The sequence below is a fragment of the Deinococcus pimensis DSM 21231 genome (assembly GCF_000519345.1).
Lineage (GTDB): Bacteria > Deinococcota > Deinococci > Deinococcales > Deinococcaceae > Deinococcus_A > Deinococcus_A pimensis.
Window position 1 is genome coordinate 4577 of the sequence record NZ_KI912618.1, and the last position, 10437, is coordinate 15013.

Below are 10437 nucleotides of genomic sequence, written 5' to 3' on the forward strand. Positions count from 1 at the left end.
GAACCGCCCCCGCAGTTCCGCGAGCGTGAGGGTGCGGTGCCCGCGCGCGACGCTCGCGCTCGTCGCGAGGACGGGCGTGAGGAGCTCCACGCTGTGCCCGTCGCTGGAGCCGGGCAGGGGGCGCCGCCCGACGAGGACGCGGGTGCTGAAGTGCTCGATCTCGCGTTCCCGGTCGATGGCGGGGTTCGTGACGACCGCGACCGTCTCCTTGAAGAACTCCGCGAGGTTGGGCTTCTCCGCGCGCAGGGCGGGCAGCTGACCGTCGAAGCCGAGGCTGGCGATGGGCTCGGCGCCCTTCTCGGCGAGGTTCTTGACGTACTCCTCGTCCCAGCGGTCCCAGCCGAACGCGACGCGCACGTTCTGGGGCAGCTCGGGCAGGTCGGCCTCCGCGACGTCGCCGCCGGGCCCTTCGAGCCGCACGCGCGCCCCGTCGAGGCCCGCGCTCTTGCCGTGCACGCGCTCCAGCACGAGACGCTGGACGTTCTCGTTGGCGTGGAGACGCACGACGTTGTCGCCGAGGCAGGCGACCATCTTCTCGCCGGGCGAGAAGGGCGCGGGGTCGCGGACCATGCTGCCGAGCGGGATGACGCCGCGCTCGGACGACCAGAAGTACTCCTTCTCCGTCTCGCCGAACCACAGGGGGCGCAGGCCGAGCGCGTCGACGCTGAAGACGCACTCGGTGCCCGCGCGGGCGATGATCGCGGCGGGGCCCTGCGCGAGGGGACCGCCGGCGGCGCGCAGGCCGAGGTAGGCGTCCTGCAGGCTGCTGCTGAAGGCGCGCACCTCGCTCAGGACGGGCGGGAACACGCTCTCGACCGCCTCGAGGAGGCTCAGGCCGTGGTCGTAGAGGTAGCCGGACAGGACGCGGTTGAGGTCCTGCGAGTCGCTGCCGCCCGTGAGGGGCACGCCGAGCTGCAGGCCTTCCTTGCGCAGGCGTTCGATGGTGTTGATCTCGCCGTTGTGCGCGAGGAGCGTGAAGGGCTGGACCTGCTCGAAGGTGCTGAGCGTGTTGGTGGAGTAGCGGTTGTGCCCGATGGAGCAGACGCTGAGGTAGTCGGGGTGGCTGAGGTCCGGGTAGTAGCGCCCCAGGATCTCGGCGCTGCCGCGGACCTTGTAGACGACGCTCGCGCTCGACAGGCTGACCACGTGGACGCGGTGGGCGCGTTCGAGTTCGAGGGCGAGCTCGAAGAGGGTGCCCTCGCGCCCCCGCATGGTGTCGCCGCCGACGAGCGCGGCGACCTGCACGAAGACGGGTTCGCTGAGGCGCGCGACGGGCCCGAGCGCGCGGGAGTAGACGGCGCCGTGACGCTCGTGCAGGACCTGCAGGCCGTAGCGTCCGGAGGCGGCGCGGATCGCGTCGAGGAGCTCGCGGGGATTGTGTCCCTGCGGGACGAAGAAGTGGCCGACGCAGAAGTTCGGGGAGTAGGCGGCCTGCCCGTCGAGGGACGCCTCGTCGAGGAGGCGGCGCCAGAGCCTGCGGGGGATGTCCGTCTGGATGCCGCAGCCGTCGCCCTCGCCGCGCACCTCGCCGCTGCGGTGGGCCATGCGTGAGAGCGCTTCCAGCGTGCGTCCGACGTTGCCGTGAGTGGCCTCGCCCGTCTTGCGGATGTTGGCGATGATGCCGCAGGCGTCGTGGCCGAGCTCGTCGAACATGCCGGGGAAGGAGGGTTCGAGCCGTTCGCGCTCGGCTTGTCGGTAGAGGCTCTCTCGTGGGGCCAGGTCGGGTCGTCGGGTCATGCTCCACCTCTCCTTTGCGTATCGTCTACACGATTGCAAGAGTATACATGAAGACCCCGGAAATATCGCTGAGAGGCTGTATATACTACCAAACGCTTGTTCTTTCTCGATTTAGAATCGTGAATCTGACTCGCGTATGAGAATCCAGATTGACTTCATGAAGAGGCGCGTCCTACACTGGAGCGTCAAGCGGTGTCTTCGTCTCGGAGGTAAATGTGGAAACGTTGCGCGTGTCCGGCAAATCCCGCCCAAACGCCGTCGCCGGGGCGATCGCCGCTTTGCTTCGCACTCAAGGTGAAGTTGAAGTCCAAGCCATCGGTCCCGCCGCCGTCAACCAGGCCGTCAAGGCCATCGCCATCGCCCGGGGCTACATCGTCCCCGACCAGCTCGACCTCAACACCCAGCCGGCCTTCGTGAAGCTCGACCTCGAGGAGGAGGAACGCACCGCCGTGCGCTTCACCATCGCCTGCTTCAGGACCGAGGACATCCCCGTCCTGCACGACCCCGGCCACATCTGACCCCCAGTCACCCTTCGGGCGTCCCCAGCGGGACGCCCGATTGTCGTCGAGACCCCCGGGCGTCTCACCCCCGGACGCTACCCTGAGGGCGGAGGACCCACATGGATTTCTTCTCGTTCATGGGCCCTTACGGCCCGCTGATCCTGCTCCTGCTCCTCGCGTCCATGCTCGTGCAGGGCTACCTGTCGAGCACCTACGGCAAGTTCTCCCGCATCCGCAACGCCCGCAACCTCACCGGCGCCCAGGTCGCCCGCATGATCCTCGACGAGAACGGCCTCTCCCACGTTCCCGTCGAGATGGTGCCCGGCAGCCTCACCGATCACTACGACCCCATCCGCAAGGTCGTCCGGCTCAGCGAGACGAACTACGGCGTGCCCAGCCTCGCCGCCGCCGCCGTCGCCGCGCACGAGGTCGGCCACGCCATCCAGGACAAGGTCCGCATGCCCGCCCTCGTCCTGCGCGCCCAGCTCGCCACGCCCCTCATGATCGGCGCGAACTTCGGCCCGATCCTCGTGCTCGCCGGACTCCTGCTGCAGTTCTCCGGCCTGCTGTGGCTCGGCGTGATCCTCTTCGCGGGCGCCGTGCTCTTCCACCTCATCACCCTCCCCGTCGAGTTCGACGCCTCACGCCGCGCCCTCCAGAACCTCGCCGGGCGAGGCTACCTCTCGCGCGGCGAGGTGGACGGCGCCCGCAGCGTCCTCACCGCCGCCGCCCTCACGTACATCGCCGCGTTCGCCATCGCGCTCGCGCAGCTGCTCAACCTGCTCGCGCTCGCGAACGGACGGCGCAGTGACTGAGGCCCGGAGAGACGCGCCACCGCCCCAGGCATGAGGACAGGGCCGCCCCGGTCCGTACGCGGCCACCCATGCGTGCAGAGACGCGTCACCGCTCCAGGCATGAGGACCGGGCCGCCCCGGTCCGTACGCGGCCCGGAGGCCGAAGTCCACTCCTACGAGTGAGGAAGCCCCGACCCTGGATGGGTCGGGGCTTCCTCGTGGGTGGCCGTCCAGCCTTCGGTCCTCGCCTGCCGGGCCGTCCCGGCTGTTCGGGCCTGGAAGGTCGACGCGTCCCTCCACTCATTGACCCGGCGTCACACCCGCCATCATCAGTCCGAGCTTCTCCTCGGTCGCGTCGCGCGCGGCGACCTCCCCGACGACCTTGCCCTCGAACATCACGAGGATGCGGTCCGCGAGGTTCATCACCTCACCGAGGTCGGCGGAGACCAGCAGCACCGCGAGGCCCTGATCGCGCGCGTCCACGATCTGACGGTGGATGAACTCGATCGCGCCGATGTCCACGCCGCGCGTCGGCTGGCTCGCCACGAGGATCTTGGGGCCCTTGCGCATCTCGCGGGCCACGATGAGCTTCTGCGCGTTCCCGCCCGAGTACTGCCCGGCGGGCAGGCTGGTGCTGCGCGGACGCACGTCGTACCGTTCGGAGAGCTCTCGCGCGTTCTGCTGGATGCGCTCCAGGTCCAGCAGTCCCAGCGGGCCCGCGAAGGGCTTGTCGTCGTGCTCGCCGAGGATGAGGTTCTCGGCGGTGCTCATGTCCAGCACGAGACCGCGCTCGTTGCGGTCCTCCGGCACGTGCGACACGCCCGCCGCGCTCACCGCGCGCGCCGTGTGGTTCGTCAGGGTCTGCCCGGCGTAGCGGATCGTGCCGCCCGATGGACGCAGCAGGCCCGTGACGACCTCCACGAGCTCGCTCTGGCCGTTGCCCTCCACGCCCGCGATCCCGACGATCTCACCGGCGCGCACGTCGAAGCTCACGTGATCCACCGCGTGCTTCCCGGCCGCGCCGGGCACGCTCACGTCCCGCACCTCCAGCGCGACCTCGCCGGGCCGCGCGGGGGCCTTCTCGACGGACAGCACCACGTCGCGGCCCACCATCATCCGCGCGAGGATGGGCGGCGTGGCGCCCGCCGTGGGGATGGAGCCGATCATCTTCCCGTCGCGGATGACGCTGATCTCGTCGCTGATCTCCAGCACCTCGTGCAGCTTGTGGCTGATGAAGATCACGGAGTTGCCCGCCGCCGCGTACTGCCCCTTGAGGAACGCGAAGAGCTCCTCGGTCTCCTGCGGCGTGAGGACCGCCGTGGGCTCGTCGAGGATCAGGATGCGCGCGCCGCGGTAGAGCGTCTTGAGGATCTCCACCTTCTGCTGCAGGCCCACCGGGAGGTCCTCGATGCGGGCGTCCGGGTCGATGTCGAAGTTGAACTGTTTGATGAGTTCCGCGACGCGTTTTCTCGCGCCGCGGTAGTCGATCGCGCCGCCCGCCGTGGGTTCCGAGCCGAGGATGACGTTCTCCGTGACGGTGAGGGGGTCGACGAGCATGAAGTGCTGGTGCACCATGCCGATCCCGAGGCGGATGGCGTCCTTGGGGTCGTGCAGGTTCACCGGCTGGCCGTCCACGACGATCTCGCCGCTGGTGGGGGGCTGCATGCCGTAGATGATCTTCATCAGGGTGCTCTTGCCCGCGCCGTTCTCCCCGACGAGGGCGTGCACGCTGCCCCAGCGGACCTTCAGGCTGATGTTGTCGTTCGCGAGCACCAGCGGGAACTGCTTCGTGATGCCGCGCAGCTCGATCGCGTACTCGCTGCGGTGAGTCGCGTTTCCAGCGGTCGTCTGTGCCGTCATGAGGTCAGTGTAGCGCCCGGCGCGCGGCCCGCCGGAGTCGGCATGTGCCGCTCCTCCCGCCCTCACTTTTGTCACAATGGCCGCATGGATCTCGTGCAATCCCTGCAGGCCGCCCTCGGCGGTCCCCAGAGCTTCTGGCTCTCCGTCACGCAGCTCGGGAGCGACTACGCCTTCATCATCCTGATGGGGCTCTACATCTTCCTGATCAACCCGCGTGGCGCGCGTGACTTCGGCGTGTGGTTCGCGCTGTCGCTGCTCACGAACGGGGTGCTCAAGACGGTCTTCAACGAGCCGCGTCCCTTCGTGGTGAACCCGGACGTCGCGTCGGAGGCCGCTCGGGCCACGGCGGGCGGGCCGGGCCTGCCGAGCGGGCACGCGCAGATCAGCACGACCATCTGGGGCATCACGGCGGTCGCGCTGCGCTCGCGCGTGTTCTGGGCGGTGGCGGCCCTGGTGGTGCTGCTCGTGAGCCTCTCGCGGGTGGTGCTGGGCGTGCACTACGTCTCGGACGTGCTGCTCGGGCTCGCGCTGGGCGCGGTGTTCGTGGCGCTCGCGGCGACCGTGCGCGTGCCGAGGGCCGAGGGCGTGTGGCGGTACGTGGTCCCGGCGGTCGCGCTCGTCGCGGCGCAGCTCTTCGACGGCGTGGCGTACGTGTCGATGAGCATGGGCCTCCTGGCGGGCTTCTGGCTGACGCGCACCACCTTCGAGGGGCACCGGGCGTGGGGTCCGCGCCTGCTGGGCACCGTGGTGGGGCTCGCGCTGGTGTTCGCGGTGTACTTCGCCTTCCGGGTGATCCCGCGCGAGATCCGCGAGACGGGCGTGGTGGAGGCGCTGCGTTACCTGGTGCTGGTGCTCGTCGCGACGGAGGCCGTGCCGCGCCTGCTGCGCCTGCCGCGCGCCACGCCCGTCCCGGCGACCGTGACGAGCGCGTAGTTGCGAAGAGGAGGTGAAGGCCCGCGCGAGACCCGCTGAAGGTCCGCGCGGGCCTCTCTCAAGCCGCCCAAACGTCCCCGCGGGAGCATGGGCACATGAAAGCGTCGGGGCGGGCATTGACGTGGATGATCGTACGGATTTCCGTGCTGGTCGCGGTGGCGATCTGGCTGGTGTCGATGTTCTGGCATCCCGAGCACGCCTCCACCGAGGCGCCCATGCTGGCCCTCGTGTCGGTCGCGCTGGCCGCCTGAAGAACCTCCGGAACGAAGAACCCCCCGCCACGGCGGGGGGTTCTTCGTTCGCGGCGATTCAGCGGTCCGTGGGGACCTTGATCTTGCCGGCGATGATGTCCGCGCGGACCTTCGCGACGGTCGCCTGCTGCGCCTTGCTGATGAGGGCCGTGTTGTACTGGTCGAGGGCGTAGGCGATGCCGTTGTCCTTCAGGCCGAACTCCTGCGTGCCGCCCTTGAAGGCGCCCGCGTTGACGGCCTTGATGGTCTCGTAGACCGCCACGTCGACGCGCTTGAGCATGCTGGTCAGGCCGTGGTTCATGGTCTTGGGGTTCTTGTCGAAGTCCCCGAGGTAGTTCTGGTTGCTGTCCACGCCGATGAAGAACATCGGGCGGCTGTTGCCCGCGCAGGCCTTGGTGTAGCTGGCGCTCTTGGCGACGTTCTTGAAGTTGTCGCTCTTGAACGTGACGCCCTTGGGCAGCTGCGCGGCCTTGAGGCACTGCGTCTGCTTGATGTAGTCGATCAGGCCGTTGCCGGACGCGCCCGCGGCGGCGTAGATGATGTCGGCGCCCTGCGACTTCATGCTGGACGCGATCTCCTTGCCCTTGGCGGGGTTGTTCCACGCGTCGGGGGTGGTGCCCACGTACTGCGCGATGATCTTGACGTTCTTGTTCGCGGCCTTGGCGCCCGCCTTGTAGCCCGCCTCGAACTTGTGGATGAGGGGGATGTCCATGCCGCCGATGAAGCCCACGACGCCCGTGCTGCTGTTCAGCGCGGCGAGGTAGCCCACGAGGTAGCTGCCCTCCTGCTCGCGGAAGGTGAGGTTGCGGACGTTCGGCGCCTCGGAGACGCTGTCGATCAGGGCGAAGTTCAGGTCGGGGTTGGCCTTCGCGACCGTGGTGATGGGCGCGTTGTTGTTGAAGCCCACGCCGATCGTGAGGTCGAAGCCGGCCTGCGCGAAGGACTGGATGCCCTGCACGACCTGGCTGGGGTCGGTCGGCTCGAAGTCCTTGGTCTGGACCTTGAAGTCCTTGACGGCGCGCTGCGAGCCCTCGTAGGCGCTCTGGTTGAAGGAGCGGTCGAACTTGCCGCCCGCGTCGTAGGCCATGCCGACGCGCACGGGCGTCTGGGCGCTGGCGACGCCGAGCGCGAGAAGACCGAAGGCGATCACCTTGTTCAGCTTGGTCATGAAGACTTCCTCCTGGGAGGGCGGCCAGCACGGTCGCAGGGCGCGTTTGCGCCTTGATGTTCCTGTCGCTGTTGAAAATGCCCAAAGATCAGTATACAGCGTTCCTTAAGAGGGTTGACAAGCGTGGCTGACCGACGGCTCACCGGACGCGAGGAGCACGGAGACGGCCTTCACGGTCCCCCGCCGGGCGCGGCGGCCCCTGGTATGGTGGCGCCATGACGCGTGAGCGCTACGCAGAACTCATCTCCCTCATCGAGTACCACAACCGCCGTTACCACGAGCTCGACGACCCCGAGATCAGCGACGCGGAGTACGACGCGCTCGTCCGCGAGGCGCGCGCCATCGAGGCCGAGCACCCGGAGCTCGCGCTGCCCTCCTCGCCCGCGCAGCAGGTGGGCGGGAGCCCCAACGCGAGCTTCGCGCCGATCCGCCACCCCACCCCGATGACGTCGCTCGACAACGTCTTCGACGACGACGAGCTCGCGGGCTGGCAGGAGCGCCTGTCGCGCGCGCTGGGCGGCGGCACGGACTTCACGTACACCTGCGAGCTCAAGATCGACGGCCTGTCGGTCAACCTCTACTACGTGGACGGCGAACTCCGGTGGGCCGCCACGCGCGGCAACGGCACCGTCGGCGAGGACGTCACCCCGAACGTGCTGACCGTCGCGGGCATCCCCCGCACGCTGGAAGGTCACCGGGGCGAGCTGGAGGTGCGCGGCGAGGTGTACCTGTCGCGCGCGGAATTCGTGCGCCTGAACGAGGAGGCGGAGGAGGCGGGCCAGCCGCCCCTCAAGAACCCCCGCAACGCCGCCGCCGGGGCGCTGCGGCAGAAGGACAGCCGCGTGACCGCCTCACGCCGACTGGAGGCCGCGTTCTACGCGGTCGGAAAGCGTGACGGCGTCACGGCCCGCACGCAGTGGGAGCTGCTGGAGTGGCTCAAGTCCGCCGGATTCCCGGTGAGCGCGTACTCGCGCCGGGTGCGCGGTCCGGAGGAGGCCGCCGCGTACCATCACGAGATGACCTCGGGACGCGCCACGCTGCCCTTCGACGCGGACGGCACCGTCATCAAGCTCGACGACTTCGCCGCGCAGACCGAGGCGGGCTTCACGTCCCGCGCGCCGAGGTGGGCCATCGCGTACAAGTTTCCCGCCGAGGAGGCCCTCACCACGCTGGAGGCCATCACGATCAGCGTGGGCCGCACGGGCCGCCTCAACCCGCTCGCGCACCTCGCCCCGCGCCTCATCGAGGGCAGCACCGTGAGCCGCGCCACGCTGCACAACGAGGACTTCATCCGCCGCATGGACCTGCGCGTCGGCGACACGGTCGTGGTGCACAAGTCCGGGGGCGTCATCCCGGAGATCCTGCGCGTCGTGCCCGAACTGCGCCCAGCGAGCGCCGAACCCTACCGCTACCCCACGCACTGCCCGGAGTGCGGCCACGAGGCGGTGCGCGCCGAGGGCGACGCCGCCACGGTCTGCCCGAACCCCAAGTGCCCCGCGCAGGCGTACGAGCGTCTGCGCTTCTACGTGTCGCGCGGCGCGATGGACATCCGCGGCCTCGGGGAGCGCATCACGGAGATCCTCTACGCGGAGGGCCTCGTGCGGGACGCCGCCGACCTCTACCGTCTCGACGCGGGCACGCTCGCGGGCGTGGAGCGCCTCGGGGAGAAGAGCGCCGCGAAGATCCTCGCGCAGATCGAGGAGAGCAGGACCCGGCCGCTCGCGCGGCTCATCACGGCGCTCGGCATCAGCTTCGTGGGCGAGCGCAACGCGCAGGCGCTGGAGAAGAACTTCCCGGACCTGCGCGCGGTCATGGCCGCCACCGAGGAGGAGCTCGCCGCCATTCCCGGTCTGGGCGAGACCATCGCGCGGAGCGTCGTGAGCGCCCTGCGCGACCCCAGCATGATCGACCTGATCGACCGGCTCGAGGCGGCGGGCGTGAACACGCGCAGCGCCGCCGTGAAGGCCGGGACGCAGCTCGCGGGCCTCAACTTCGTCCTGACGGGCACCCTGTCGCGTCCGCGCGAGGAGATCCGCGACCTGCTCGAACGCGCGGGCGCGCGCGTCACGGGCAGCGTCACGAAGAAGACGAGCTTCGTCGTGGCGGGCGAGGAGGCGGGCAGCAAGCTCGCCCGCGCGGAGGAGCTCGGCGTGAGCGTCCTGAACGAGGAGGCGCTCCACGCGCTCCTGCGCGAGCGGGGCGTCACGGACACCTCTTCGTGAGCGGCTACAATGGTCCGCATGCCGGGCCGGGCCGCTGACGCGCGCACGCCCCACGATTCACCGCCTCATCCCCTGACCACAGGAGGGTCCATGGAAGTCGACATCTCCAAGAACGTCCTCTACGACATCGCCTGCACCACCCTCGACCGCATCGAGGGCCTCGAAGTCGCGACCGCGCCCATCAAGGTGGGCGAGGTGCTGCGCGGCAGCGGCGCCCGCACCGCGCGCCGCCCCAAGTCCCTCAAGGTCACCCGCGAGGAGGGCGCCGTCACCTTCGACGTGGGCGTCAACGTGGAGTACGGCCGCAACCTCGTGAACCTCAGCGCGGACGTCCAGCGCGCCATCACCGAGAACGTCGAGCTCATGACGGGCCTGAAGGTCCGCGCCGTGAACGTCGTCGTGCAGGGCCTCACGCTTCCCCGGGGGGCGTAGTGACGCGCCGCAGAGACGCGCAGGGCCCCCTCAACACCCGCCGCGCCGCGCGCGAGTTCGCGTTCCGCGTGCTGTTCGAGTCCGCGCAGGGCGGGCAGCCCATCCCGGAGACGCTGGAGCGCGCGCTGCGCGAGGCCCGTGACGGTGACGAGGCGTACGCCGCGCTCGGCGAGGACGCCCTCATCTTCGGGCGGTCCCTCGTGGAGGGCTACGCCGCGCACGCGGAGAACGTCGACGACGTGCTGCGCCGCACCATCCAGGGCTGGAGCTTCGGTCAGCTCGCGCAGACGGACCTCAACGTGATGAGGCTCGCCACGTTCGAACTGCTGCACACCGACCAGCCGCACGGCGTCGTGATCGAGTCCGCCGTGCGGCTCGCGCGCCGCTTCGGTGGCGACGACTCGGGCCGCTTCGTGAACGGCGTGCTCGGCGGGCTCGCCCGCACCCTGCCCCCGCGTGAGGAGAGAAGCGCGGACGGGGAGGCGGACGCGGGGGAAGGCGGGGAGGACGCTTGACCGCGCGTGAGCTGCGCGGCGCGCC

Annotated in this window: 10 protein-coding genes; 7 read left to right on the plus strand and 3 right to left on the minus strand. The window is 69.8% G+C overall.

Annotated features, from left to right (window positions below; genetic code table 11):
* The coding region (locus DEIPI_RS0101480) for a glutamate synthase central domain-containing protein (protein ID WP_027480619.1) at nt 1-1737 on the minus strand (1737 nt) is incomplete at its 3' end.
* Between the two features lie 215 nt (nt 1738-1952).
* Here DEIPI_RS0101480 and DEIPI_RS0101485 point away from each other — a divergent pair.
* Both DEIPI_RS0101485 and DEIPI_RS0101490 read left to right on the plus strand, forming a co-directional pair.
* Nucleotides 1953-2255: a stage V sporulation protein S gene (locus DEIPI_RS0101485; protein ID WP_027480620.1), complete on the plus strand. Its 303-nt coding sequence runs from the start codon at nt 1953-1955 to the stop codon at nt 2253-2255.
* A 101-nt stretch (nt 2256-2356) separates the two neighbouring features.
* Nucleotides 2357-3052 (plus strand): zinc metallopeptidase, encoded by a 696-nt coding sequence (locus DEIPI_RS0101490; protein WP_027480621.1) that lies wholly within the window; start codon nt 2357-2359, stop codon nt 3050-3052.
* A gap of 279 nt (nt 3053-3331) precedes the next feature.
* On the opposite strand, the gene DEIPI_RS0101495 is transcribed toward DEIPI_RS0101490, so the two are convergent.
* Nucleotides 3332-4891, minus strand: coding sequence for an ABC transporter ATP-binding protein (locus DEIPI_RS0101495; RefSeq protein WP_027480622.1), 1560 nt, complete (start codon nt 4889-4891; stop codon nt 3332-3334).
* A gap of 84 nt (nt 4892-4975) precedes the next feature.
* Here DEIPI_RS0101495 and DEIPI_RS27610 point away from each other — a divergent pair, with 84 nt between their 5' ends.
* Both DEIPI_RS27610 and DEIPI_RS41785 read left to right on the plus strand, forming a co-directional pair.
* Nucleotides 4976-5824 (plus strand): phosphatase PAP2 family protein, encoded by an 849-nt coding sequence (locus DEIPI_RS27610; RefSeq protein WP_045233416.1) that lies wholly within the window; start codon nt 4976-4978, stop codon nt 5822-5824.
* Between the two features lie 125 nt (nt 5825-5949).
* Nucleotides 5950-6075: a hypothetical protein gene (locus tag DEIPI_RS41785; RefSeq protein ID WP_281173171.1), complete on the plus strand. Its 126-nt coding sequence runs from the start codon at nt 5950-5952 to the stop codon at nt 6073-6075.
* A 58-nt stretch (nt 6076-6133) separates the two neighbouring features.
* On the opposite strand, the gene DEIPI_RS0101510 is transcribed toward DEIPI_RS41785, so the two are convergent.
* Nucleotides 6134-7243, minus strand: coding sequence for a BMP family lipoprotein (locus DEIPI_RS0101510; RefSeq protein ID WP_045233417.1), 1110 nt, complete (start codon nt 7241-7243; stop codon nt 6134-6136).
* 215 nt (nt 7244-7458) lie between these two features.
* Between DEIPI_RS0101510 and ligA the strand changes: the two genes are divergently transcribed.
* The 3 genes from ligA to nusB all read left to right on the plus strand — a co-directional run bounded on the left by ligA (nt 7459) and on the right by nusB (nt 10412).
* Nucleotides 7459-9465 (plus strand): NAD-dependent DNA ligase LigA, encoded by a 2007-nt coding sequence (gene ligA, locus DEIPI_RS27615; protein ID WP_045233418.1) that lies wholly within the window; start codon nt 7459-7461, stop codon nt 9463-9465.
* A 90-nt stretch (nt 9466-9555) separates the two neighbouring features.
* Complete coding sequence (locus DEIPI_RS0101525) at nt 9556-9897, plus strand: Asp23/Gls24 family envelope stress response protein (protein ID WP_027480624.1); 342 nt, start codon at nt 9556-9558, stop codon at nt 9895-9897.
* Nucleotides 9897-10412 (plus strand): transcription antitermination factor NusB, encoded by a 516-nt coding sequence (nusB, locus tag DEIPI_RS0101530; RefSeq protein ID WP_027480625.1) that lies wholly within the window; start codon nt 9897-9899, stop codon nt 10410-10412. The genes DEIPI_RS0101525 and nusB overlap by 1 nt, the downstream gene beginning before the upstream one ends.
* Nucleotides 10413-10437 lie beyond the last annotated feature (25 nt).